22 protein-coding genes are annotated in these 24,346 nt (G+C 53.3%); 10 read left to right on the top strand and 12 right to left on the bottom strand.

All coding sequences use genetic code 11. From position 1 onward, the window contains the following. Positions 1-91: 91 nt before the first annotated feature. Positions 92-2,209 carry a TonB-dependent siderophore receptor gene (locus AB7038_RS04990; protein ID WP_369452864.1) on the top strand — a complete coding sequence of 706 codons (2,118 nt, stop codon included), beginning with the start codon at positions 92-94 and terminating at the stop codon, positions 2,207-2,209. A 1-nt stretch (position 2,210) separates the two neighbouring features. Then, positions 2,211-3,308: an ABC transporter substrate-binding protein gene (locus tag AB7038_RS04985; RefSeq protein ID WP_369452863.1), complete on the top strand. Its 1,098-nt coding sequence runs from the start codon at positions 2,211-2,213 to the stop codon at positions 3,306-3,308. 64 nt (positions 3,309-3,372) lie between these two features. Here AB7038_RS04985 and pmbA read toward each other — a convergent pair whose 3' ends face one another. Beyond that, positions 3,373-4,713 (bottom strand): metalloprotease PmbA, encoded by a 1,341-nt coding sequence (gene pmbA, locus AB7038_RS04980; RefSeq protein WP_025151849.1) that lies wholly within the window; start codon positions 4,711-4,713, stop codon positions 3,373-3,375. A gap of 172 nt (positions 4,714-4,885) precedes the next feature. Here pmbA and yjgA point away from each other — a divergent pair, with 172 nt between their 5' ends. Continuing rightward, complete coding sequence (gene yjgA / locus AB7038_RS04975) at positions 4,886-5,434, top strand: ribosome biogenesis factor YjgA (RefSeq protein ID WP_072869272.1); 549 nt, start codon at positions 4,886-4,888, stop codon at positions 5,432-5,434. On the opposite strand, the gene AB7038_RS04970 is transcribed toward yjgA, so the two are convergent. From AB7038_RS04970 to mreB, 10 genes are all read right to left on the bottom strand, one after another. Continuing rightward, on the bottom strand, positions 5,431-5,727 hold the full coding sequence (locus AB7038_RS04970; RefSeq protein WP_369452862.1) for a barstar family protein: 297 nt from the start codon (positions 5,725-5,727) through the stop codon (positions 5,431-5,433). The genes yjgA and AB7038_RS04970 overlap by 4 nt on opposite strands. Before the next feature lie 3 nt (positions 5,728-5,730). Next, entirely contained in the window at positions 5,731-6,198 is a 468-nt protein-coding gene (locus tag AB7038_RS04965; protein ID WP_108656196.1) for a ribonuclease domain-containing protein, read from the bottom strand. Then, positions 6,198-7,643, bottom strand: coding sequence for a metalloprotease TldD (gene tldD / locus AB7038_RS04960; RefSeq protein ID WP_054424131.1), 1,446 nt, complete (start codon positions 7,641-7,643; stop codon positions 6,198-6,200). Before tldD ends, AB7038_RS04965 begins: the two co-directional genes overlap by 1 nt. A 3-nt stretch (positions 7,644-7,646) precedes the next feature. After that, entirely contained in the window at positions 7,647-8,504 is an 858-nt protein-coding gene (nit1, locus tag AB7038_RS04955) for a deaminated glutathione amidase (protein WP_025151854.1), read from the bottom strand. Continuing rightward, entirely contained in the window at positions 8,501-12,280 is a 3,780-nt protein-coding gene (gene yhdP / locus AB7038_RS04950; RefSeq protein ID WP_369452861.1) for an AsmA2 domain-containing protein YhdP, read from the bottom strand. Before yhdP ends, nit1 begins: the two co-directional genes overlap by 4 nt. Before the next feature lie 78 nt (positions 12,281-12,358). Continuing rightward, complete coding sequence (gene rng, locus AB7038_RS04945) at positions 12,359-13,828, bottom strand: ribonuclease G (protein ID WP_368889438.1); 1,470 nt, start codon at positions 13,826-13,828, stop codon at positions 12,359-12,361. After that, positions 13,825-14,436 (bottom strand): nucleoside triphosphate pyrophosphatase, encoded by a 612-nt coding sequence (locus tag AB7038_RS04940; RefSeq protein ID WP_368889439.1) that lies wholly within the window; start codon positions 14,434-14,436, stop codon positions 13,825-13,827. The genes rng and AB7038_RS04940 overlap by 4 nt, the downstream gene beginning before the upstream one ends. Positions 14,437-14,483: 47 nt before the next feature. Beyond that, entirely contained in the window at positions 14,484-14,972 is a 489-nt protein-coding gene (gene mreD, locus AB7038_RS04935; protein WP_004236292.1) for a rod shape-determining protein MreD, read from the bottom strand. Then, entirely contained in the window at positions 14,969-16,075 is a 1,107-nt protein-coding gene (mreC, locus tag AB7038_RS04930) for a rod shape-determining protein MreC (RefSeq protein WP_369452860.1), read from the bottom strand. Before mreC ends, mreD begins: the two co-directional genes overlap by 4 nt. Positions 16,076-16,188: 113 nt before the next feature. Next, a complete protein-coding gene (gene mreB / locus AB7038_RS04925) occupies positions 16,189-17,232 on the bottom strand; it encodes a rod shape-determining protein MreB (RefSeq protein WP_004236290.1) in 1,044 nt (347 codons plus the stop codon). Positions 17,233-18,236: 1,004 nt separating this feature from the next. On the opposite strand from mreB, the gene aroQ reads away from it, so the two are divergent. The 7 genes from aroQ (at position 18,237) to AB7038_RS04890 (ending at position 23,767) form a co-directional block, all read left to right on the top strand. Continuing rightward, positions 18,237-18,695, top strand: a complete 459-nt coding sequence (gene aroQ, locus AB7038_RS04920; RefSeq protein ID WP_004236289.1) for a type II 3-dehydroquinate dehydratase — start codon at positions 18,237-18,239, stop codon at positions 18,693-18,695. Between the two features lie 17 nt (positions 18,696-18,712). Further along, entirely contained in the window at positions 18,713-19,174 is a 462-nt protein-coding gene (accB, locus tag AB7038_RS04915) for an acetyl-CoA carboxylase biotin carboxyl carrier protein (protein WP_004236288.1), read from the top strand. 11 nt (positions 19,175-19,185) lie between these two features. Continuing rightward, a complete protein-coding gene (gene accC / locus AB7038_RS04910; protein ID WP_072869254.1) occupies positions 19,186-20,535 on the top strand; it encodes an acetyl-CoA carboxylase biotin carboxylase subunit in 1,350 nt (449 codons plus the stop codon). Positions 20,536-20,598: 63 nt separating this feature from the next. Beyond that, positions 20,599-21,483 (top strand): 50S ribosomal protein L11 methyltransferase, encoded by an 885-nt coding sequence (prmA, locus tag AB7038_RS04905; RefSeq protein ID WP_072869251.1) that lies wholly within the window; start codon positions 20,599-20,601, stop codon positions 21,481-21,483. Between the two features lie 290 nt (positions 21,484-21,773). Further along, a complete protein-coding gene (dusB, locus tag AB7038_RS04900; RefSeq protein ID WP_368889441.1) occupies positions 21,774-22,745 on the top strand; it encodes a tRNA dihydrouridine synthase DusB in 972 nt (323 codons plus the stop codon). A gap of 20 nt (positions 22,746-22,765) precedes the next feature. Then, the gene (gene fis / locus AB7038_RS04895; protein WP_004240545.1) at positions 22,766-23,062 is read left to right on the top strand and encodes a DNA-binding transcriptional regulator Fis; all 297 of its coding nucleotides are present in this window, start codon (positions 22,766-22,768) and stop codon (positions 23,060-23,062) included. A gap of 345 nt (positions 23,063-23,407) precedes the next feature. Continuing rightward, positions 23,408-23,767, top strand: coding sequence for a hypothetical protein (locus AB7038_RS04890; protein ID WP_368889442.1), 360 nt, complete (start codon positions 23,408-23,410; stop codon positions 23,765-23,767). A 34-nt stretch (positions 23,768-23,801) separates the two neighbouring features. Here AB7038_RS04890 and AB7038_RS04885 read toward each other — a convergent pair whose 3' ends face one another. Beyond that, positions 23,802-24,239, bottom strand: a complete 438-nt coding sequence (locus AB7038_RS04885; RefSeq protein WP_369452859.1) for a MarR family winged helix-turn-helix transcriptional regulator — start codon at positions 24,237-24,239, stop codon at positions 23,802-23,804. Between the last annotated feature and the right edge of the window lie 107 nt (positions 24,240-24,346).

Here is a 24,346-nt window from a genome sequence, read left to right as displayed (position 1 = left end):
ATCACAAAAAAATTATTGCGCATGGTAATCATTATCAATATCATTCCGTTTTTATTTTGGCTGTTTATTCTTCTGATATTGAGACTCACACATGAAATCTGCTGCGCATTTACGCAGGCCGCATTGCTGTTCCCGGCTTGTACTGACATTCTCCTTTATCTTTATTCCTGTTTTTCATGCGGTTGCCGCCGATGATACTCTGGTTGTCACTGCCGCTCCGCAAGACCGCGAAGGTAGTTACAGCGGGGATAATGTCTATTCCACCCTCAAAACACTGACACCGCGTAATGAAACGCCGCAATCCATCAGTATTGTCACGCCGCAGTTGATCCGTGATTTTAATGTCACCTCAGTGGATGACGCGGTAAAGTTTGTCAGCGGTGTAACTCAGGGCAACACGCTGGGCGGCATTGAGGACGGTTTTGTCAAACGCGGCTTCGGCTCCAATACGGACGGCTCTGTGTTTATCGACGGGGTACGCAGCAACCAGGGACTGGCTATGGATGCCACCACCGAACGTGTTGATGTTCTGAAAGGCTCCTCTTCCCTGCTTTACGGTATTCTGAATCCGGGCGGCGTGATAAATCTGATTTCCAAAAAACCACAGTATCAGTGGCAGGGACGCGTCAGCGGACGGACAAACAGCAACGGCGGCGGTACCGGTACGATTGATGTGACCGGCCCTCTCGGTCATGGTTTCGCAGTCCGGCTGATAGCAGAACGCCGCCACGAAGATTACTGGCGCAATTTCGGGGAAGATCAGCACACGTTGCTGGCGCCGTCCCTGAGCTGGCTCGGTGATAGTGCGTCTTTCAATGTGGCTTATACCGAAAATAAATTCGATGTGCCTTACGATCGCGGAACCGCATTTATCGGCGGCAGCCCGATCCGTATTCCTTATAATGAGCGGATAGATGACAACGCTAATCACGCCTACGGGAAAAATAAGCGCCTGACCGCAGAATACCGGCAGGAATTTGACGGCATCTGGGAAACCGGATTCAAGTACGCGTGGATGCAGCGCCGCTACGACAGTAATGAAGTCCGCGCAACCGCGATCAATCCGGAAACCGGCATTGTGACCCGCCGTGCCGATGCCAACCGGGGCTTTAATCATCAGACTACCTATATCGGCTGGGATATCAGCGGTACACCGGAAATCGCCGGTATGCAGCATGACATAACGTTCGGCGCGGATTACGAAAAGAACGAAACCTACAAAGCGTGGTCCTTCCGCGGCAAGCCGTCAAAACAATTCAATATGTACCATCCGGTATACGGCGAATCACCGGTTACCACAGATAAAACCGCCGATGACGCAAAAAGCAATCTGCGCGCCACCGTGTACAGCAGTTCACTCTATGCCAAAGACAGCATTCATCTGAATGAGCAGTGGATTGTCGTGCTCGGAGGACGGCTGCAGCGCTATACGCAAAACGGCAGCAGCGGATGGATAAACCATCAGACAACACTCAATGACAGCGGTTCTGAATTTGTTCCGCAGGCCGGGGTCGTCTATAAGCTGACACCGGAACTGGCACTTTACGGCAGTTACAGCCAATCCTTCACCCCTTCCGCACAGGTGGATGATGACGGCAATGTGGCCTCCACAGAAAAAGGGCAGACATACGAGCTGGGTGCAAAATGGCAGACAACACCAACAATGCTGACGACCTTTGCCCTTTACCGTATTGATGAAAAAGATATGTCCATCTTTATGAACGGCCTGAACCGGAATATCCCGAAAGCCCGCTCTGAAGGTGCGGAACTGGAAATTAACGGCGAATTTGCACCGGGATGGCAGATAGCGGCAAACTACAGCCTGAACAGAACACAGATTAAAGAAGATAATCTGAAACCACAAAATGTCGGTAACCAGCTGGTCAATGCCCCGCGCAACATGGGCAGCCTGTATCTGACGCACACCCTGACCGTGCAGGGGTTACCGGGTGAACTGCGTTTCGGCGGCGGCGGACGCTATGTCGGCAAACGTGCCGGTGATCCGGAAAACAGTTTTTACCTGCCGGCGTATACCGTTACAGATGCTTTCGCGGCATGGAACGGAAGCGTCAGCGGACATGAAACCCAACTGAAACTGAATGTGAATAACCTGCTGAACAGAGAGTACTATGCGTCCAGCGCCGGGAACCTGCGTGTCATCGCCGGCGAGCCGCGTACCCTGTTCCTGAATGCCTCTGTGGATTTCTGATATGAAACCACTCTTCACGGGGTTATTGCTGATGATGTTTTCGCTGCTGTGCGGGGCAAAAACCGTTACGGACAGTCTCGGACGAACGGTCACGGTGCCGGATGATCCGCAGCGGATCGTCCTCGGTGAAAGCCGGATGCTCTATACCCTGGCACTGATCGAAACCGGTAATCCGGCGGCGCGTGTTGTCGGGTGGCCTGCCGATTTACAGCGGCTCGATCCACAGACCCTGGCGAAATATACAGCCGCATTTCCGGCAATCCGGGATATCGCGATTGTCGGGAACGATAATTTTTCACAGCTTAATATTGAGAAGATTATCGCCCTGCAACCGGATCTGATTATTATGCCGGTGTATGCCAAATCACGTCCTGATGAGACGCAGTTTGCACACCAGACCGCTGCGGCCGGTATTCCGGTGATCTACCTGGATTTCAGGGTTGATCCGTTGCGGAATACGGTTCCGTCACTGAAAACGCTGGGCGAAGTCCTGAACCGGCAGGAAAAGACAGCCGCTTTTATTGCGTTTTATCAGCAGCATATGGACGTGATCCGCAGCCGCCTGGCCATGCACAATCCGCATCGCCCCAAAGTTTTGCTCCGGTTACATCTCGGGAAAAAAGCGGAATGCTGCACGACCGCCGCTTCCGGAAACCTGGCCGATTTACTGGCTTTTTCCGGCGGGGATAACATTGCGGCAGGGAAATTCAGTGGTGTTTTCGGACGGATCAGCCCGGAGCAGGTGTTGTCGGATAATCCGGAATATTATCTGGTGACCGGCAGCGGCGGAAGGGATAGCCGGGGGCAGTTACAGCTGGGGCCGGATCTCCGCCCTGACACTGCCCGGCAAAGCCTGCAGGAACAATTACAGAAAGATCCGGTGATTGCCGCACTGCCGGCTGTCAGGGAAGGACGGACAGCCGCACTCTGGCATCATGTTTATCTCAGCCCGTGGCATCTGCTGGCAGCGGAATTTTTCGCGCGGGAACTGCATCCGGATCTCTTTTCTGATGTTGATCCGCAGAAGACACTGGATGAAATGAACCGGCGGTTCCTGTCAGTGCCGGAAACCGGGACTTACTGGCTGTTTTCGCGATAATCGCTGCTGTTTTCTGCATTTTCACTCCCGGAGGCGGATATACCGGCTCCGGGAGCTGACACATTTACTGCCCTGCAATACTCATTTCCGGCAGCCAGACTGAGCCGCACTGAATGTTGCTGCGGGTTTCAATATCGTCGCCGGTGGCGATAATGTTGGCCCACATATCTTTCAGGTTTCCGGCGATGGTGATTTCACTGACCGGATACTGAATCTCACCGTTTTCCACCCAGAAACCGGATGCGCCGCGGGAGTAATCACCGGTGATACCGCTGACACCCTGTCCCATCAGTTCGGTCACTACCAGACCGGTGCCCATTTCCCGGAGCATGTCGTCAAATCCCAGCCCCTGACCGGCAATATGCCAGTTGTGGATCCCGCCTGCATGGCCGGTGCTTTTCAGCCCCAGCTTACGGGCAGCGTAGGTGGTCATCAGCCAGTTATTCAGCACACCGTTTTCGATAATCAGGCGATCTTCTGTGCGGACCCCCTCGCTGTCAAACGGCGTGGAAGCCAGGCCGCCAATCACATGCGGCAGTTCGCGGATAGTCAGCCAGTCCGGCAGGATCTGTTTACCGAGGCTGTCGAGCAGGAAGGTGGATTTGCGGTACACGGAGGTGCCGCTGATCGCACCGACCAGATGCCCGAACAGGCCGGTTGCCACTTCCGGGGCAAAAATCACCGGCGCTTTCTGTGTTGCCAGTTTGCGCGGAGCAAGGCGGGACAGTGTCCGGCGGGCACACTCTTCCCCCACCCACTGTGCAGATTTCAGATCATCCAGCTTACGGGCAATGGTATAGGCGTAATCACGCTCCATATCACCGTTTTCTTCCGCGATCACACAGGCGGACATGGAGTGACGGCTGCTGCAGTAGCTTTGCAGCATACCCAGCGTGTTACCGAACACCCGGATGCCGTAATGGCTGTTAAAGCTGCCGCCTTCTGTATTGGTGATGCGCGGATCGGCACTCAGTGCGGCTTTTTCCGCATTGGCAGCATAGTCGATAGCCTGGTCAGCGCTCACTTCGGACGGATAAAACAGTTGCAGATCCGGTGCCTCAAAAGCCAGCAAATCGCGATCTGCCGGGCCCGAACACGGATCTTCAGATGTATATTTAGCAATATCGATAGCCGCCTGTACGGTACGGGCAATCGCCTCTTCGCTTAAATCCGTGGAGGATGCACTGCCTTTACGCTGGTTATGATACACCGTGATCCCCAGTGCGCCGTCGCTGTTAAACTCGACATTTTCCACCTCACCCATGCGGGTGCTCACACTCATCCCGGTGGTTCTGCTGACAGCAACTTCGGCGCTGTCACACCCTTTCTGTGCAATACTCAGTGCCTGCGAAACCGCTTGTTCCAGGCGCGTACGCTGCGCCATAATCTGAGAAGTGATATTCATCAATCAGGTTCCAATTCAATAAATTAAGGGGCCGTCAGCTAATCAGACAGCTGAATAGGTGTTATCCGGCCTTTTCCCCGGTTACAATACGCAATAATCAAATGTTAACACTCACAAACACAGAGATCATCCGGCACCCGCCGCTCTGTGTTTCGCCACAGGAAATACTATTATGGCAAAGCAGCCTGAAGACTGGTTTGAAGAACCCGATGCACTTCCTCAGGAGGAAGAGGATGACGAGATAATCTGGGTCAGCAAAAGCGAAATTAAACGCGATGCGGAAGCCCTGAAAAAACTCGGCGCTGAACTGGTTGCACTGAGCAAGACCCAGCTGGAACGTATTCCGCTGGATGAACAGTTGCTCGAAGCCATCCTGCTTGCACAAAAAATCAAGCGCGAAGGCCTGCGCCGTCAGTTACAGCTCATCGGTAAACTGCTGCGGGCCCGTGACCCGGAGCCGATTACCACGGCACTCGACAAACTGAAAAACCGCCATAACCAGCAGGTTGTCCTGCTGCATAAACTCGAAGATCTGCGCGAACGCCTGGTCACCGGTGATGATACCGTGACGGAAGAAGCCGTTGCGCTGTTCCCGCACCTTGATCGCCAGCAGTTACGTGCGCTTATCCGCAATGCGAAAAAAGAGCGCGAAGGCAATAAACCGCCGAAAGCTTACCGCCAGCTGTTCCAGTATCTGAAAGAACTGGCAGAAAGCGCTTAATCCGCCGTCATGGTCAGGGGGGTCAGCACCAGCTGAATATCCCCCGGCCACTCTTCCTCCGCATCCCGGCAGGTGCCGATAATGACTGAAAACAGCCGCCGCTGCCGTGCGGTAATATGTTCAAACGCCAGTATCACCGGCAGATCAATCCCGCCTGTCAGCATGTCCCACAATGCATCCGTGTTACACCCGAAGTACGGCAGCTGAAATTTATCACTGAACTGCTGATAAAAATCGTCTGTTGTCCGGATAGTACGGAAATCAAAACGCACAATGCTGATATCAGGTGTCATGGATTAATTGGCCTGCTGAAATGAACGGTAATGATCGGTGGTGACATAAATCAGCCCGTCACTGGAGTAAAGCAGACGATCACTGCCGCGATGGCCGCAGTTATAGTTAATGTCAGCTTCGAACCACTGCCGTGATGGTGCATCCGGCAACCCTTTTTCCCGGTTGCCGAAACGGTCACCGCCGATAGCCTTACCCGGCATCACCTCACAGAGATTGCCTTTTGACGGCTGCCAGCCCGCATTACGGGCGGCTTTTTTCGTCACATAGTAATCCGGCAGACGCTGGTGCTGCTGCACATAGCTGACCACCCGTGACTGTGCTGTCAGGGCATCAATGCTCTGCGGCTGTTCTGTCTGCTGCGGCACCGGCTCTGACGGACGGGTTTCGATAAACTGCCCCGGTAACCCCGCCAGCCAGGCGGAGACCGCCACAATCAGAACAATCACCAGTGTGCCGTATTTCTGCATCATCAGGCCGTTCCGCCGACAGTAATGCTGTCCAGTTTCAGGGTCGGCTGACCGACACCCACCGGCACGCTCTGGCCTTCTTTACCGCAGACACCGACACCTTTATCCAGTTTCAGGTCATTACCGACCATCGATACCTGCTGCATGGCCTCAATACCGGAGCCAATCAGTGTCGCGCCTTTCACTGGTTTGGTAATTTTACCGTTTTCAATGAGATACGCTTCGGATGTCGAGAACACAAACTTACCGGAGGTGATATCCACCTGACCGCCGCCGAAATTCGGGGCATACAGGCCATTTTTCACACTGGCGATAATCTCTTCCGGCGACGATTCCCCCGCCAGCATATAGGTGTTGGTCATGCGCGGCATCGGCAGATGGGCATAGGATTCACGGCGGCCGTTACCGGTCGGGTCAACCCCCATCAGACGGGCGTTGAGTTTATCCTGCATATAACCTTTCAGAATGCCGTTCTCGATCAGGACGTTATACTGTCCCGGCACACCTTCGTCATCAATTGCCAGTGACCCGCGGCGATCACCGATAGTACCGTCATCAACAATGGTACAGAGTGATGATGTGACCTGCTGACCGATTTTTCCGCTGAATACCGATGCACCACGGCGGTTGAAATCCCCTTCCAGGCCATGACCGACCGCTTCATGCAGTAACACGCCCGGCCAGCCTGCGCCCAGCACAACCGGCATTGATCCGGCCGGTGCCGCAACGGCAGAGAGATTCACCAGCGCCATGCGCACCGCTTCGCGGGCAAAATGGTCTGCGCGGATCTCACCGTCTTCCGTACCGAGGAAATATTCATAACCGAAACGGCCACCGCCGCCGCTGCCGCCGTGTTCGCGTTTACCGTCCTCTTCCACCAGCACACTGACAGACAGACGCACCAGCGGACGGATATCCGTCGCCAGCGTGCCGTCAGTGGCAGCCACCAGCACTTCTTCATAGACACCGGTCAGGCTGGCATTCACTTCCTGCACACGCGGATCTTCCGCCCGTGCCACACGGTCAAGGCGGTGCAGCAGCGCGATTTTTTCCTCGCGCGGCATTGCACGCAGCGGATCGAGCGCGGCATAGAGAGCCGTGTTATTGACACGGTGCAGGCTCTGCACCTGTCCGTTACCCTGCTCACGGACAATACTGCGGGCGGCGGAGGCACTCTGCTGCAATGCGGTCAGGCTTATCTGATCCGCATAGGCAAAGCCGGTTTTCTCGCCGCTGACGGCGCGGATCCCGACACCCTGATCAATATTGTAAGAGCCGTTTTTGATAATTTTATCTTCCAGCACCCAGGCTTCATGAAAACTGCTCTGGAAGTACAGGTCGCCATAATCAATATGGCGATCCGCTAACTGTGTGAGGACAGAAAAGAGATCCTGTTCATCAAGATCATGGGCGGTCAGCAGATGATTGCTGACAGTTGAAAAACTCATAATTTACTCTTTACCTGTGGTGTTTTTCTCAATCAGTGAGGTCAGCTGCGGGCGGAAACGGTTATGTTTCACCACGCGGATCTGCTCACGCATTGAAGTTAAGCTGTCCGGACGGATATCCACACCGATAGCGGCCACCGCATCCGTATTTTTCTTCATCACTTTGCCCCAGCCGTCAACGGCCATGGTGTGTCCCCATGTGCGGCGGGTACCGTGTACACCGACCTGTGCCGGTGCCAGGATGATGCACTGGTTTTCAATCGCACGGGCGCGCAGCAGCGGCTCCCAGTGGGATTTGCCGGTCAGCCGGGTAAAGGCCGCCGGAACAGAGATAATCTCCGCGCCCTGCTCACGCAGTGCCTGGAACAGGCCCGGGAAACGCAGATCATAACAGATGGTCATGCCGAGACGGCCTACCGGGGTATCCACCACGGTGATGTGCTCGCCGCGCTGGAAGATTTTTGATTCATTGTATGAACCCTGCTCATCATCGATATTCACGTCAAACATGTGAATTTTGTCGTAACGGGCTTTGATTTCCCCTTTATCATCAAACAGCAGACTGCTGCTGGTGATACGCGCCGGGTCTTCGCGGCTGATCAGCGGCATCGAGCCGACCAGGATCCACACCCCGTAGCGGCGCGCCATATCAGCCACCGCTGACTGCAGCGGGCCTTCGCCCTGCACTTCCGCATACTTCTGATAGGTGTTGCCTGATGCAAAAATCAGCGCATTTTCCGGTGTCATCACCAGTTTGATATTATCAGGCAGTTGTTTGATCTGTTGTTCGATTTGCGCCAAATTGTGTTTAATATTTGTGCCGCTGCACAGCTGCAATAAAGCCACATTTGCGTTTTTCATTCCCGGGTCTCCTTTAACTGACGCAAAACTTCATCTATCTTCGGCTCTTCTAAACTGCCGCTCAGGTGATACCGTATCACCGAAATTTTACTCCAGAGCGGGCCGAGCACCTTACTGGCCACAAAGACTGCCGCTCCGGCTATCGGGTTAACCACAAAGGCTGTCGCCACCCCGACCGTCGCAGAGAGTTCCGGTGTGACAACCACCGACATATCAATACGACGCTCCACAAGATAAACTGAACCGCTAAAGCTGATATCCGCCATTAATCCGTCCACACGGGTATCGGTTGTATTTAAAATACCATCTTTTATCACGCCTTTACCGCGTATGCTGTCAAAAACGAAGTCATTACTGAAAGTATCCGTGAAATCGAGCTGTAATTTGCGCAGTAATGCATCAAAACTGACGAGCCGCAGCAGTTTACCGGCGTTACCGCCGCCCATCCGCTCAATCGCCCCTTTACCGAGCGACGTGCTGATAATACCGTTCAGGGTTGCCACATCCGGCGACCAGGGAACATCCCGCCAGCTCAGGTCAAAATCCACGGTGAACGGTGAGCCGGTGATAGGCACCAGCACCCCGAAATACGCGGCCATATTATCAAAGACCGGCCCCTTAAACTGACCTTTAAAGTGCGACAGCGGCTCCGGGCCGGCATCCCAGCGACCGCTGAGTGTCAGTTCACTGGCACTGTTTTTGACTGTTGCCGCATCCAGCACCAGTGAGTTTTTTTCCGGCCAGACTTTCGCATTCACCGTACCGATATTCAGTCCGCTCACCCAGCAGGCTTCACAGCGCAGGGTGACCGCAGGCCAGCTGCCGACGCGGTAATCTGTTTTGGTGGTTTGACTGCGCTGCGATTCCGGCAGGGCATTCTGAATCGACTCCGGATTATAGTAGAGATAATCAATACTTGCCTGCCACGATCCGGAAGCCGGGATGCGGATATCCCCGCGCAGCTCCTGACTGTCCGAACTGAGCAGCCAGCCGTTTTCCTGCGGATGAATGCGCAGTTTCACCTGATTCCAGCGCTGTCCGGCAAAATCCGCATACGGGGCGGAAATATCAATATTGCCCGGCAGCTTCAGTGAGGCAGGCTGCTGATGATTCTGACCGGCAACGGCCAGCGCACCGACCCACTCTTCACCGCTGATCGGCGGCAGGGCAATGCTGATAACATCCGGCGTGACTTTCTCCGGCACTTTTGTGCCCGGAACGATTGCCGCACCATTAAGCGTGAGGATATCGCCGAGGCGCCAGTCCGTCATGACGCTGAACGATTTACCGACGGTTCCCCCGGCTTTCAGGGTGTGTTCTGTCCCTGAGGCATGCACATTCAGTGTGCCGCTCTCCGCTGCCCAGCGCCGGACAGCCGGTAAGGTGCTGCTGGTCAGTTTGCCGGTCTGACCTTCCAGATCCACGGTGTAGCTCATTTCCCCTTTCTGCGGCAGGGCAATATTCACCTCTCCTGTCCACGGGAACGAGCCGGTTACGTGCTGTTTTATCGCCGCCGGTACGCCGTCGATACCCTTCATCTGCCAGTTGCCGTCCAGAGCGATATTGACGGCAAAATCAGACGGATTTTCTTTGGTGGTAAAGCGGATATTCAGCGGCTGCCCGAACCAGTGCGCCGTGATGCGGTCACTTTCCAGGTCGCCGTTATCAAAGCGGAATTGCCCGCTGACACCTTTGAGTGTGCTGCCGAGCGGCACCACATCAATATCATTATTTTTCAGATTAACATGTCCGGTCGCCCGCACCATCTCATTGAAGTTAAGCGGGATTTCCAGCTTTAGATCACCCTTAACCTCACCACCGATTTTCAGCTGCTCCAGGGTATTGCCGATAGAGCTTTTCATCGGTGTCTGATCAAAATATTTACCCAGTGATTCGCCTCTACCTTCAATATCGGACTGAATATAAAGGCGCTCAACGGTAAAATCCGGGATATCCGCTTTCAGATTACGGGCGGTAGCCTCGCCCAGTTTTGCTTCCTGCGCACTGATCCACAGACCCTGGTTATGGAAGTTCAGATCTGCATCCATGTTTATCAGAGCAGGCCATTCCTGATCATATTTAAAGGTAGCGTCACGCAGCGGTACCCAAATCTGGAACTGCCCTTCGTTTTTGCGGAACGGGAAGTCTGCCGGGTTACCCTGAAATATTACCGTGGCATTTTCCGCTTTCCCGGCAATCAATGCCTGTGTCAGATATTCGCTCAGGAATTCCCCCATCAGCGGCACAGGGAAATAGCGCCAGGCTTCCCCGGCATCTGTCAGGGTTACGCCACCGAGGATCCCGAGTGACGGCGGCCTGTCCTTATCATGCTGATAGCGGAAATTACCGTTCGCCCGCAGTGCACCGGATTGCAGATCTAAATTATCACTCCAGAGGCTGAAGTTGCCGCCGGTATTATTCCACTGCACCTGTCCGCGGCTTTCTGATACCGCCAGCGGTGCGGTAAACATCGGGCGGTAGTCCAGCACACTGTTCTCAAGGGCAAAACGCAGAATGCCGCGTGCCTGTCCGCCGCGTAATACGCCGCTGAAATGAGATACCGACGGTAATTCCTCCAGGGCTTTCCAGCTGACATCCTGCCAGGAAACATCCAGTTCGAGGTTTTCCGGGGCGGCCGGGGTGATATCAAGGGCAAAATCACGGATAAGACCTGACGGCTCGCGCTCCTGCCAGGCTTTGACAATATCATTGGTGAGGAAAGAGAATGTCGGCACAATACTGCTCAGACGCGCCAGCTCAATATCATTGGCACGGATACGCAGATGCGGATTACCGCCGTATTTGGCCGACGGCGGGATATAAAGCAGTGACAGACTGCCCTCCGGCCACTGCTGCCCGTCAGTTTTCAGGTTCAGCAGATCCGGGATATTAAACAGCCAGCCTTCCCCCTGACGGCGCATCTGCACCAGCAGATCCTGAACTTCCAGGGTGTGCGTGTCCTTACCGACCAGCCAGTCCGCCTCGCCGGAGTTCAGTCTGACCAGGCCCCGGGTTATCGCCCCCTTCTCCACCGTCATCCAGCCTGCCAGACTGAAACCGGCCTTGTTCAGCCCGGTATTATCGCGCAGCCAGCGGCTGAACCACGGTGTCATATCAATATCATCCGCCTGGAGATAGACCGTTCCCTCATCCAGCAGACCATTGACATCACGCAGATCCAGACGCACCTGCAGCCAGCCGCGCGGGTTATTCACCGAGGAGAGACTGATCTCCCCCTGGGCGCGGTGGCGTTTGCTCTGATTGAGCCATGACAGACGGGAAACCAGCAAAGTGGCGGGATCGCCGGACGGCGTGAGAAAACGGATTTCACTGTCGCGCAGATCAAAATTATCAAAGCGCTCCAGCCAGAGACCGGACATAGCATCATCGGTTTCAATGCTGCTGCCGTCACTGCTCAGCGGCTGTTTGTAGTCCAGCGTCATATGCCAGAACGTCAGATCACGGAAACTGACCTGAAAACGGAACAGTGTCCGCCAGATATCGAGGGAGAGGTCGATTTTTTCAGCTGAAATGTCTGCATCCGGGGCGGTAACCGTCAGATCACGGAGTGTCAGCGCCGGGCCGAATCCCTGCCAGCGGCCGCTGATTTCCCCGATTCTGACCGTGGCACCGGTCATCTGCGAGAGTTTTTGTTCGATCTGCGGGCGGTATTCATTAATCTGAGGCAACAGATAGCGCAGACCGCCGAGCACCAGTGCCGCAGCAATCACGATTACAATCACACATGTCAGTAAAATCCCGGGCAGTCGCCTCACTGGCTCTCCTTCTCCTGCAGCTGTCAAGGCCGGCGGAACCGGATATCCGCTTATATCCGGCAGTGTACCGCCAATGAATTACATCATGACGACATCAAAATGTTCCTGGCTGTAGAGCGGTTCGGCGCGAACCTGAACCTGTTTACCGACAAAAATCTCCACCTCTGCCAGTGCATGGGATTCATCCCCCTGCAATGCCTCAGTCACTGCCGGTGAGGCGTAGACGAGGAAGCGATCAACATCCAGCAGATGGTGCACGCGGACAATCTCGCGCAGAATTTCATAGCAGACCGTTTCCACCGAGCGGACACTGCCGCGCCCCTGACAGGTCGGGCATTTCTCGCACAGGACATGTTCGAGGCTCTCCCGCGTGCGTTTGCGGGTCATCTCCACCAGCCCGAGCTGTGAAAAACCGTTGATAGTGGTCTTCACGCGATCTTTGGCCAGCGCCAGCTCCAGTGAACTGAGCACCCGGCGGCGGTGATCTTCATCGGTCATATCAATGAAATCAATGATAATGATACCACCGAGGTTGCGCAGACGTAACTGCCGCGCAATCGCCTGTGTGGCCTCGATATTGGTATTGAAAATAGTTTCTTCCAGATTGCGGTGCCCGACAAACGCGCCGGTGTTGATATCGATGGTGGTCATCGCCTCGGTCTGGTCGATAATCAGGTATCCGCCTGATTTCATTTCGACCTTGCGCTCCATCGCCCGCTGGATTTCATTTTCGGTATCATAAAGATCAAAAATCGGCTGACTGCCCTGGTACAGTTCCAGTTTAGCGGTCATTTCCGGGATGTAATCATCCACAAATTCCTGTAACTCTTTAAAACTCAGGCGGGAGTCGATCCGGATGCGATCCAGTGACTCACCGGCAAAATCCCGCAGAATACGGTGTGCCAGCGCCAGTTCACCGTAGATTTTGGTGCGGGTGGTATTGCGTTTTTTGCGCTGGATAACTTTGGTCCATAACCGGCGCAGGAACGCGGCATCAGAAGTCAGTTCTTCTTCTCCGACCCCTTCCGCTGCCGTGCGGATAATAAAACCGCCGTCCTCATCACAATAACCCGCCACAATGTTTTTCAGGCGCTCGCGCTCTTCTTCGCTCTCAATGCGCTGGGAAACCCCCACGTGAGACGCGCCCGGCATAAACACCAGGTAGCGGGAAGGCAGCGTGATATCGGTGGTCAGACGCGCGCCTTTGGTGCCCAGCGGATCTTTGACCACCTGCACAATAATATCCTGCCCCTGATGGACCAGCTCCGAAATATCCCGGGTGCGGAATTTCTCTTTTTCATCCCCGGAAATACATTCCGTGTGCGGCATAATATCCGAGGCATGCAGAAAGGCTGCTTTATCCAGGCCAATATCGATAAAGGCCGCCTGCATACCGGGCAGCACCCGGCTCACACGCCCTTTATAGATATTGCCGACGATTCCGCGTTTAGCCTCACGCTCAATATGAATTTCCTGAAGGATCCCGCCGGTAATATAAGCGACCCGTGTTTCAGACGGGGTCACGTTGACTAAAAGCTCGGCTGTCATGGTATTTCTTTCCCGTCAATATGTTCCGGTACAACCCCGTTCAGGGTATCCGTGTACCGTTTAATTAATTCTTCGGTCTCTACTAACGGTAATCCCACCACAGCATGATAGCTACCGTTAATTTTGCGGACATAGCGCCCGCCCAGGCCCTGGATGCCGTAAGCACCGGCTTTGTCCATCGGCTCACCTGTCTGAATATACTCGTTTATTTCGTCATCTGATAACCGGCGGAATGTCACATCCGTCACAATCAATGTACTCAGTGTCCGGAAACGATCAGAAACCGCGACCGCTGTCATCACCTGATGTGTACAGCCGGACAGTGCACTGAGCATAGCAAAGGCATGTGCCGCATCGCGGGGCTTCTCCAGGATATCACCGCCGAGCACCACAATGGTATCAGAGCCGATAACCGGACGGTCTTTCGCTGCCTGCGCCACCCCGGCCTGTGCTTTCTCCCGCGCCAGACGTACCACGTAATCCGCAGCGGGTTCACCGTCACGGCGGATCTCATCAATACAGGGGGAGAGTGTGTCACACTGAACATTCAGCAGCCGGATAAGTTCCCGGCGGCGGGGAGAGGTTGAAGCAAGGTAAATCGGCAGCATTCAGGGGTCCTGACGTTTTGTTAACGTATCACGCCGCCGTTCCCTGATTAATGAACAGAAAAGTGACGGCGGGTCTTACGCAGTAATAAAAAAATCCATGGCCATAAGATACCATTGACCAGACTGTTCCAGAAGACTTCCGGATGAAACACAATATCGGACAATAAAAATTCTGACCAGAAAACAAAGAACTGCATCAGCACTGACAGCACCATAATGACCAGCGACTGCTGCCACAGCGCCATATTGCGCAGCAGCTGATGTCTGAATGAGACCAGATAGGTGACGATAGACAGGCTCAGGGCATGTACGCCGAGTGTGGAACCTTCAATCAGGTCAATGATCATGCCGAGAAAGAAAGCGGATCCGACACTGACCCGGTGCGGCAGCGCCATCACCCAGTAGATAAGAAACAGCATCGCCCATGACGGACGGTAAAACTGAATCTGCTCCGGCCAGGGCATGATTTGCAGTACCAGTGCTATCAGAAAGGAGAGCCAGACAATAATCCGGTTTTGTCCCCGGTAGGTATTCATTGTTGCGGCCTCATCCTCAGCGGCCGGGCCGGTGCGGTATCAGCCGCCGGATCCTGAGCGGCCGGTGCGGCAGTCGCCGGGCTGTCTGCCGGCTTTGGCTGTGCAGGCTTAGATCCGGCCGGTTTCGGCGGTGTCGTACCGGCAGAAGGTGCGTCCGGCGCTAACGCAGCCGGGTCAGTTTCCGGTGCCGGAACTGTCTGGATCACCTGCGGCATAACCTGCATGATACGTTCGTTGGCCGCACGGTACACCTCAGACGGGCCGGAAGGCTCACGCGGATTGCTGTCTCCGCCCCATAACAAGAGCAGATAACGCAGACGCTGAAGATCAGCCGTCGGTTTGGCACTGATAATGGTATAAGCGCGCTGATTATCCACTTTCACCGAAGAGACAATCCCGACCGGGTAACCTTCCGGGAAACGCCCGCCGAGGCCGGATGTGACCAGCACATCCCCTACGCGGATATCGATATTGTTCGGCAGTGGTTCAAGCTGTAAATCGTCAGCACATCCGGTGCCGGATGCAATGACGCGAATGTCGTTACGCAACACCTGAATCGGCAGTGCGTGAGTGGTATCGCAGATCAGCAGAACGCGGCTGGTTAACTGAGACACGGCAATCACCTGCCCCACCACGCCTTTATCACTGATCACCGGCTGGCCGTCATACACGCCGTCACGGCTGCCTTTGTCGATCACCACCTGGTCACGGTACGGGGTGTTGGCCCCCGCCATCACCTGAGTGACCATCATGTGCTCATCCTGACGCAGCGGTGAACCGAGCAGTTCCCGCAGCCGGGCATTTTCCTGCTTAAACTGTTCAAGCAGCTGATTCTGACTGCTTTTAACCAGCAATTCCTGGCGCAGAGCGCGGTTTTCAAATTCCAGCTGCTCGCGGGTGGCAAAGTTATCAGAGATACCGTCCAGTAGCTGACGCGGGCCGTTGGCTAAAAAATAGAACGGGCTGACCGCCGTATCCAGATAGTTACGGATTTTGGTAAAAGCATCAATCCGGTTATCAACCACAATCAGTCCGATGGCAAAAATAACCGCAACAATAATGCGAATCTGAAGGGAAGGCCCCCGGCTAAAAATCGGCTTCATAGGATGCGATATCAGGTACTACAGTAATTCCGTCCGGGAAGACAGAGTGTGTATCCGGCGAGCTGGGGGAGCGGACTCCCCCGGCCTGCAGTATTGAACGGACGGGAGTCCGCTTACTCTTCACTGAGAAGATCGCTGCCGTGCATGTCGATCATCTCAAGTGCTTTGCCGCCGCCGCGGGCGACACAGGTCAGCGGATCTTCCGCGACGATCACCGGAATCCCGGTTTCTTCCATCAGCAGGCGATCCAGGTTACGCAGCAGAGCACCGCCGCCGGTCAGCACCATTCCGCGTTCGGAAATATCGGATGCCAGCTCCGGCGGGCACTGTTCCAGCGCCAGCATGACTGCACTGACAATACCGGTCAGCGGCTCCTGGAGGGCTTCCAGAATTTCGTTGGAGTTCAGGGTGAAACCGCGCGGAACCCCTTCAGCCAGGTTACGGCCGCGGACTTCAATCTCAAGCACTTCGTCAGTCGGATAAGCCGAACCGATTTCGTGTTTGATGCGTTCTGCGGTTGCTTCACCAATCAGTGAACCGTAGTTACGGCGCACATAGTTAATGATCGCTTCGTCGAAACGATCCCCGCCGATACGGACAGAGGAGGAATAAACCACACCGTTCAGGGAGATAACGGCCACTTCGGTAGTACCGCCGCCGATATCCACCACCATGGAACCGGTCGCTTCTGATACCGGTAAACCGGCACCGATAGCCGCCGAAACCGGCTCTTCAATCAGATAAACTTCACGTGCACCGGCGCTGAGCGCGGATTCACGGATGGCACGACGTTCAACCTGGGTTGCACCGACCGGCACACACACCAGAACACGCGGGCTCGGGCGCATAAAACTGTTACTGTGAACCTGTTTGATAAAATGCTGGAGCATTTTTTCGGTCACAAAAAAGTCAGCGATAACACCGTCTTTCATCGGACGGATTGCTGCGATATTGCCGGGGGTACGACCCAGCATGCGTTTGGCCTCATGACCAACAGCAGCAACACTTTTGGTTGAACCCGGACGATCCTGGCGGATAGCCACGACAGACGGTTCATCCAGAACAATGCCTTGTCCTTTGACATAAATCAGGGTATTGGCTGTACCCAGGTCAATCGACAGGTCGTTGGAAAACATGCCACGAATTTTTTTAAACATACAAAAGGATAATCCTGCAAGCCGGGGACGGGGAAAAACCCGTCTACTTTACCAACCACGTTTCTTTGCGACAAGCCACAGATTGCACCTTGCCAACAGCGTGTCCACATCACATCAGGGAGCGGTCTATTCTAGATAATTTTTATATACTGCGCAGTATAAAGCTGCATAAAAACGCAGACTTTTTCACATATTTGATGAAATACGCACAGGCAGATTAAAATTAATGTAAAAAATCCGGCAGTTGCCCGTTTTTTTCATTAATTCCTGCAAACTTCCGAACAGTTGACCTGTAACTATGCATCAAGTTCAACCGGATTCTATATAATATACGCAATCTTACAATCGGCCTGACGCCCGTTGTTTCTATCCTCGCATTAAAACAAGCGGCTTAATCCCCGATAAGACGACAAAAACACCGGGTTATTCGCCGGATTATGATGGATAAGCAACACGACTGACTGAGAATAATCTCAAAATATCCGTAAATATAAATAGCCGTATCCCGGATACAGTCCCGTTATATCCCGCTCAGTCCGTGTTGACCGCCGTAATATCTGCGGAACTTGCCAATTTCCCGGCGCGGATGCACTATAACGCACCATCAACGGCAGACAACTATTCACAACGGCTTATTTCTGCGCTGTTCATCTTACGTAATATCCGCCTCCGGAATGCCGGTTATGTGAGCACACCGGCAGAAAAACACCCTGATGTCCGGGCGTGCCTGTTAAAAAACCGGCAGGCAGACTACTATCAGCAAACGGATGCAGACGGCGGTTATTTCCCCCGGGTATTCAGATAATACGTATGATTAACTGGTCAGCCTTGTGCCGGTTCCGGTCTGTTCAGACCAGTATTTTGCTGCGAACTGCAATGAAATGTTTATAATGTCGCCCTTCCTCTGTAAAAATTAATATTGCCTGCGGTGAGAAAAAGGTGACAACGCATTAACATCGCGTTATCTTGTGCGTTTACGTTAGATTGCAGGAGATGGCAGCAGGATGACCGAAAGTTATCATATTTTGTTACTGAACGGCCCGAATCTTAACCTGCTGGGCACGCGGGAACCCGATAAATACGGGACGCTCACTCTCGCGGATATCGTTACAACGCTGACCCGCGATGCCGGTCAGTGTGGCGTTACACTAAGCCACCTGCAATCCAACGCCGAGCACGAACTCATCGACAGAATTCATGCTGCACGGGGAAACACCGATTTTATTCTGATAAACCCGGCCGCATTCACTCACACCAGTGTGGCTCTGCGTGATGCCCTGCTGGCCGTCAGCATCCCGTTTATCGAGATCCATCTGTCGAATGTACACGCACGGGAGCCGTTCCGTCACCACTCTTATCTCTCTGATATCGCCACCGGCGTTATCTGCGGGCTGGGTGCGGAAGGCTACCGTTATGCTTTACAGGCAGCGGTTCACCGTCTGTCACAATTAACTCAACACTAAGAGTACGGAATCATCTCATGGATATTCGTAAAATAAAAAAACTGATCGAGCTGGTCGAAGAGTCCGGTATTTCTGAGCTGGAAATTTCTGAAGGCGAAGAGTCAGTACGCATCAGCCGCGCTTTACCGGTTCAGGCTATGGCCGTACCACAGCAATACAGCGCACCTGTTCAGCAGCCTGCTCTGGCAGCCGCTGTCGCACCATCCGCAGGTCTGGCTGATCCGGCACCGGAAAAAGAGATCGCCGGTCATGTGGTCCGCTCTCCGATGGTCGGTACGTTCTACCGTTCACCAAGCCCGGATGCGAAAGCCTTTATTGAAGTCGGTAAACAGGTCAACGTCGGTGACACCCTGTGTATCGTCGAAGCCATGAAAATGATGAACCAGATCGAAGCTGACAAAGCCGGTGTGGTTAAAGCAATTCTGTTAAAAGACGGCGATGCTGTCGAATTTGACGAGCCACTGGTCGTCATCGAATAACGGGGCGAATCATGCTGGAAAAAATTCTTATTGCCAACCGGGGTGAAATTGCACTGCGGATCCTGCGGGCCTGTAAAGAGCTCGGGATCAAAGCGGTCGCTGTTCACTCTTCCGCGGATCGTGATTTAAAACACGTTCTGCTGGCTGACGAGACCATCTGTATCGGTCCTGCAGCCTCTGCAAAAAGTTATCTGAATATCCCGGCCATTATCTCTGCTGCTGAAATTTCCGGCGCACAGGCCATCCATCCGGGGTACGGATTCTTATCTGAAAACGCTGATTTTGCCGAGCAGGTTGAACGTTCCGGCTTTACTTTTATCGGCCCGAAAGCTGAAACCATCCGCCTGATGGGCGACAAAGTGTCTGCTATCCGCGCGATGAAAGAAACCGGCGTTCCGTGTGTACCGGGCTCTGACGGCCCGCTCAGCGACGATATGCCGCTGAACCACACCATTGCCAAACGTATCGGTTTCCCGGTCATCATCAAAGCCTCCGGCGGCGGCGGCGGACGCGGTATGCGCGTTGTCCGCAATGATGAAGATCTGGAAGAAGCGATTGCAATGACCAAAGCCGAAGCCAAAGCGGCTTTCAACAACGACATGGTTTACATGGAAAAATTCCTTGAGAACCCGCGTCACGTTGAAATCCAGGTGATGGCAGATGGTCAGGGCAACGCCATCTATCTGGCGGAACGCGACTGCTCCATGCAGCGCCGTCACCAGAAAGTGGTGGAAGAAGCCCCTGCACCGGGTATCACCCCGGCGCTGCGCAAAAGCATCGGCGAACGCTGTGCCAAAGCCTGTATCGATATCGGCTACCGTGGTGCCGGTACCTTTGAGTTCCTGTTTGAAAACGGCGAGTTCTATTTCATCGAAATGAACACCCGTATTCAGGTAGAGCACCCGGTCACTGAAATGATCACCGGTGTTGACCTGATCAAAGAGCAGCTGCGTGTCGCATCCGGCCTGCCGCTCTCTGTAAAACAGGAAGATATCAAAGTAAAAGGTCACGCGATCGAATGCCGTATCAACGCTGAGGATCCGCACACCTTCTTACCGAGCCCGGGCAAAATTACCCGCTTCCACTCTCCGGGTGGTTTCGGTGTCCGCTGGGAGTCTCATATTTACGCCGGTTATACTGTACCGCCGTATTATGATTCAATGATCGGTAAGCTCATCACCTATGGTGAAACCCGCGAAATTGCTATCGCCCGTATGAAGAATGCGCTGGCGGAACTGATTATCGACGGTATCAAAACCAATATCGAGCTGCACCAGCTGATTATGAATGATGAGAACTTCTGCAAAGGCGGCACCAACATCCATTATCTGGAGAAGAAACTCGGCCTGCACGAGGTCTGATTTTCTGTCGCTTTTCTTTCTCAGGCCCCTGTCAAACAGGGGCTTTTTTATAAAGAGTATGTTATGCCCTGGATCCAAATACGATTAAATTCCACCGGCGCTGATGCCGAAGTTATCGGTGATGAACTGACTGAAACCGGTGCCGTCTCCGTCACCTTTCAGGACAGCCACGATACCCCGATTTTTGAACCGCTGCCGGGGGAAACCCGCCTGTGGGGCGATACCGACGTGATCGGCCTGTATGACGCCGAAACGGACATGAAAGCCGTTGTTGCGCAATTACAGCAGCACCCGCTGCTCGGCGAACACTTTGTCCATAAAATCGAACAGATTGAAGACAAAGACTGGGAACGTGAGTGGATGGATAACTTCCACCCGATGCGTTTCGGTCAGCGCCTGTGGATCTGTCCGAGCTGGCGTGAAATCCCTGACCCGGATGCAGTCAATGTGATGCTCGATCCGGGCCTGGCATTCGGCACCGGTACCCACCCGACCACCTCTCTGTGCCTGGAATGGCTCGACGGGCTGGATCTTAACGGTAAAACCGTGATCGATTTCGGCTGCGGCTCCGGGATCCTGGCGATCGCCGCCCTGAAACTGGGTGCGAAAGAAGCTATCGGCATCGATATCGACCCGCAGGCGATTCAGGCCAGCAGGGACAACGCAGAGCGCAACGGCGTTTCAGACAGGCTGACCCTTTACCTCTCTGACAAAAAGCCTCAGACGCTCTCTGCGGACGTTGTGGTGGCCAATATCCTGGCCGGTCCGCTGCGTGAACTGGCGCCGGTGATCGGTGCACTGCCGCAGGCCGGCGGATTACTCGGATTATCCGGTGTGCTCGCGACCCAGGCGGAAGGTGTGGCAGATGCTTACCGTGACGTCTTTGAGATTGATGAGATTGCCGAAAAAGAAGAATGGTGCCGGATCACCGCCACAAAACGCGGCTGATATTCTTACTTTTTGGTATATAAATCGTGCATTTGCGTGATTCAGTGAATAGATTTTAAGCAGTTTCACGCAAACGCATTTTATTCTGAAAATTAAATCAGAAAACCGCACTGTATGCTATTTTACGCTAACTTATTGTTACAAAACATTAATTAATAAAATCTGGAAAAAGCAATAAAAAAAATTTCGCCGTAAAGGTCGATTTGCTCAAAGTTTGTCCTTTCATATCTTTGAAAAAATGCGTAATATACGCGCCCTTGCAGTCACAGTATGGCCACACTTCTTCGTCTATGCGTATCGGACAATACCAGTTGAAAAACCGCCTTATCGCGGCCCCTATGGCAGGCATCACCGATCGGCCTTTCCGGTCGTTGTGCTATGAAATGGGCGCGGGTATGGCCGTCTCAGAGATGCTCTCTTCCAACCCTCAGGTCTGGAAGACGGACAAATCGAGATTACGCATGGTACACAGTGATGAGCCAGGTATCCGTTCTGTGCAGATAGCCGGTAATGATCCCGGTGAAATGGCGGCTGCGGCAAAGATTAATGTTGCCGGTGGTGCGCAGATCATCGATATCAATATGGGGTGTCCGGCAAAAAAAGTGAACCGTAAGCTGGCAGGCTCCGCCCTGCTGCGTTATCCGGCGCTGGTGGAAGAGATTCTGAAAGCGGTGGTTAATGCGGTGGACGTGCCCGTCACACTGAAAATTCGCACCGGCTGGTCACCGGAAGAACGGAACTGTGTCACGATTGCCCAATTGGCCGAGCGTTGTGGTATTCAGGCTCTTACGATCCATGGCAGGACCCGCGCCTGTCTGTTTAATGGTGAAGCCGAATACGACAACATCCGGACAGTTAAGCAGACTGTTGCCATCCCGGTTATTGCCAATGGCGACATTACTGACCCGCTTAAAGCCAGGGCAGTACTGGACTACACCGGCGCAGACGCGCTGATGATTGGTCGTGCTGCTCAGGGAAGACCCTGGATCTTCCGGGAAATCCAGCACTATCTGGACACAGGCGAACTGTTGCCGCCCCTGCCCGGTGCAGAGGTGAAACGCATAATGTGCGAGCATGTGCGGGAATTGCACGACTTTTACGGTCAAAGCAAGGGAGCCCGCATAGCCCGCAAGCACGTTTCCTGGTATATGCAGGAACATGCACCTGATGTTCAGTTTCGGCGCACATTCAACGCCATTGAGGATGCCGGCGAACAGCTGGAGGCGTTGGAGGCATATTTTGAAAATTTTTTGCGTAAATAAAGAAAAGAGCTGACAGAACTATGTTCGAACAACGCGTAAATTCTGACGTACTAACCGTTGCTACTGTAAATTCACAAGATCAGGTAACTCAAAAGCCGTTACGTGACTCAGTTAAGCAAGCACTGAAGAACTATTTTGCTCAATTAAACGGTCAGGATGTTAATGAACTGTATGAGCTGGTACTGGCTGAAGTTGAACAGCCATTGTTGGACATGGTGATGCAATACACCCGTGGTAACCAGACCCGCGCTGCCCTGATGATGGGTATCAACCGCGGTACTCTGCGTAAAAAACTGAAAAAATACGGCATGAATTAATTCATAACGTATAATGCATTGAATAAAAAAGCCTTTTCAGGATAACTGAAAGGGCTTTTTTGTTGCTCTTATCATAAGTAATTCTGCCTCATTGTTTTTCCTCTTCCCGCTGTGTTTAATAATGCTGTAACGGCTTGCGCAGCAGACAGGACTTTATATTCACCACAATTCAGAATATAAAGGGAGTTATATATGGATAAGCACTATTAAAAAGCAATAACCGGAGTGTTCCGTTTCTTTTCCTCTTCCATGATAAGCGCAGATATTTCGCCGGACAGCGAAGCATTGATTTTTCTGTCCGCTATTATCCCCGGCACAGCAGCCCGGATTATCAGGAGAGAAAAAATGGACACACTGCAACAGGTATTACACCGGTCATTACAGACCGTTCAGACCGCGAATTTCCCGTCACTGGTACAAAGCGGACAATTACTCAATTTTATACCATCACAAATTCCGCAATTGCAGGATGACCTGCAGTGCCTGTACGGCAATCCGCTGCCGCGCTTTCCTGAACCTCAGGATATCAGCGGCAAGCTGGCGGCTGTACAACGCCTGCACCGGCAAATTCCGGCTCAGAACGGGATTTTATGGCAGCATTTCCGGCAAAATGCCGCAGAACTGACCGCCGCAGATGATGCCGCACTGACCGATGTATTACTCCGCTGGCTGTTCACCCGCCTCTCTGCCACAGACCATACCTGAACAAAAACACCTTTTCCGGGCAGCGGAAAAGGCGTTACTGTTTTTCATCAAACCAGGGCTGCTGAAATAACCGGATGATCAGTGCGAGATTTTCCTGTCCGACAGCAGCAGCAATGTCATCACACAATCCGGTTTTGATGGCTTCATAGGCGTCATAACATTGCTGCCCGAACGGTGTCATTTTTACACCCTTGAGCTTTTTGCTGCCCTGAACATCAAAAATGGTGATCAATCCCTTCTCTTCCATCTGGCGGATGAATTTATGAATCGCCTGGCGGGAGATGGTCACTGTCGCGGAAATATCGGCAATGGATACCGGCTGGTCATACACCCTCGATAAAATGTACCACTCCGAATTACTCATGTGAATGTCGCTCCGGACATTCCAGAGTGCATCAATCCGTTCACGGAGCAGTGTGTGCCGCTCACTGATAAGGTCGATAAAATCCAGGTCATTCAATGCAATTTTCACGCGCTCACCCCCTTTCCTTTTTGTGCAGTATACCAAAAACATTTGGTCAACTAAGTTGACCATTATCGCAAAGTGCGTTACTTTCTTTTTCGTCAACCTGGTTGATG

The sequence above is a fragment of the Morganella morganii genome (assembly GCF_041099235.1).
Taxonomy (GTDB): Bacteria; Pseudomonadota; Gammaproteobacteria; order Enterobacterales; family Enterobacteriaceae; genus Morganella; species Morganella morganii_E.
The sequence above is the reverse complement of the archived record's forward strand: the minus strand, read 5'-3'. Positions and strand labels throughout refer to the sequence as shown.

What these genes read in the sequence shown, in the direction of transcription:
- AB7038_RS04940 (WP_368889439.1), bottom strand. Translation starts at nt 14,436, where the DNA reads ATGCTGCCGATTTACCTTGCTTCAACCTCTCCCCGCCGCCGGGAACTT.
- dusB (WP_368889441.1), top strand. Translation starts at nt 21,774, where the DNA reads ATGCGTATCGGACAATACCAGTTGAAAAACCGCCTTATCGCGGCCCCT.
- AB7038_RS04890 (WP_368889442.1), top strand. Translation starts at nt 23,408, where the DNA reads ATGGACACACTGCAACAGGTATTACACCGGTCATTACAGACCGTTCAG.
- nit1 (WP_025151854.1), bottom strand. Translation starts at nt 8,504, where the DNA reads ATGAAAAACGCAAATGTGGCTTTATTGCAGCTGTGCAGCGGCACAAAT.
- tldD (WP_054424131.1), bottom strand. Translation starts at nt 7,643, where the DNA reads ATGAGTTTTTCAACTGTCAGCAATCATCTGCTGACCGCCCATGATCTT.
- AB7038_RS04970 (WP_369452862.1), bottom strand. Translation starts at nt 5,727, where the DNA reads ATGACACCTGATATCAGCATTGTGCGTTTTGATTTCCGTACTATCCGG.
- aroQ (WP_004236289.1), top strand. Translation starts at nt 18,237, where the DNA reads ATGACCGAAAGTTATCATATTTTGTTACTGAACGGCCCGAATCTTAAC.
- prmA (WP_072869251.1), top strand. Translation starts at nt 20,599, where the DNA reads ATGCCCTGGATCCAAATACGATTAAATTCCACCGGCGCTGATGCCGAA.
- AB7038_RS04985 (WP_369452863.1), top strand. Translation starts at nt 2,211, where the DNA reads ATGAAACCACTCTTCACGGGGTTATTGCTGATGATGTTTTCGCTGCTG.
- AB7038_RS04990 (WP_369452864.1), top strand. Translation starts at nt 92, where the DNA reads ATGAAATCTGCTGCGCATTTACGCAGGCCGCATTGCTGTTCCCGGCTT.
- yjgA (WP_072869272.1), top strand. Translation starts at nt 4,886, where the DNA reads ATGGCAAAGCAGCCTGAAGACTGGTTTGAAGAACCCGATGCACTTCCT.
- rng (WP_368889438.1), bottom strand. Translation starts at nt 13,828, where the DNA reads ATGACAGCCGAGCTTTTAGTCAACGTGACCCCGTCTGAAACACGGGTC.
- pmbA (WP_025151849.1), bottom strand. Translation starts at nt 4,713, where the DNA reads ATGAATATCACTTCTCAGATTATGGCGCAGCGTACGCGCCTGGAACAA.
- fis (WP_004240545.1), top strand. Translation starts at nt 22,766, where the DNA reads ATGTTCGAACAACGCGTAAATTCTGACGTACTAACCGTTGCTACTGTA.
- accB (WP_004236288.1), top strand. Translation starts at nt 18,713, where the DNA reads ATGGATATTCGTAAAATAAAAAAACTGATCGAGCTGGTCGAAGAGTCC.
- accC (WP_072869254.1), top strand. Translation starts at nt 19,186, where the DNA reads ATGCTGGAAAAAATTCTTATTGCCAACCGGGGTGAAATTGCACTGCGG.
- AB7038_RS04965 (WP_108656196.1), bottom strand. Translation starts at nt 6,198, where the DNA reads ATGATGCAGAAATACGGCACACTGGTGATTGTTCTGATTGTGGCGGTC.
- mreC (WP_369452860.1), bottom strand. Translation starts at nt 16,075, where the DNA reads ATGAAGCCGATTTTTAGCCGGGGGCCTTCCCTTCAGATTCGCATTATT.
- mreD (WP_004236292.1), bottom strand. Translation starts at nt 14,972, where the DNA reads ATGAATACCTACCGGGGACAAAACCGGATTATTGTCTGGCTCTCCTTT.
- mreB (WP_004236290.1), bottom strand. Translation starts at nt 17,232, where the DNA reads ATGTTTAAAAAAATTCGTGGCATGTTTTCCAACGACCTGTCGATTGAC.